Source organism: Photobacterium sp. DNB22_13_2 (assembly GCF_052873915.1).
Genome location: NZ_JBNNXU010000145.1, coordinates 1 through 270 on the forward strand (window position 1 = coordinate 1; position 270 = coordinate 270).

Sequence of the window (270 nt, forward strand, 5' to 3'; positions counted from 1 at the left end):
GTGCATGCGGCGCGTCAGATCAATTTGGCGCACTGGGAACAGATCGCCTAACCGCCGCCACTGAACAACCAGCAGGGGATGAGACATGAAAACGATTGAGATCAAGGGCTGGATCTTCGCTGAGCCCAAAGAGCCTTGGGAAGGTGATGGTCTGAAGTATCACTTCAGTTCCATCGACTACGAGCGATGGGCGAAAGAAGGGATGCGCGGCTATGGCAAGTACACCAAGGTCGCGGAGCACACCATCGTTGCTGAGGTACGCGATGACGT

Annotated in this window: 1 protein-coding gene; it reads left to right on the plus strand. The window is 55.6% G+C overall.

What is annotated here, in order from left to right; genetic code table 11:
- Positions 1-85 precede the first annotated feature (85 nt).
- On the plus strand, positions 86-270 hold a 185-nt coding region (locus ACVA58_RS28145; RefSeq protein ID WP_446513530.1), incomplete at its 3' end, for a hypothetical protein.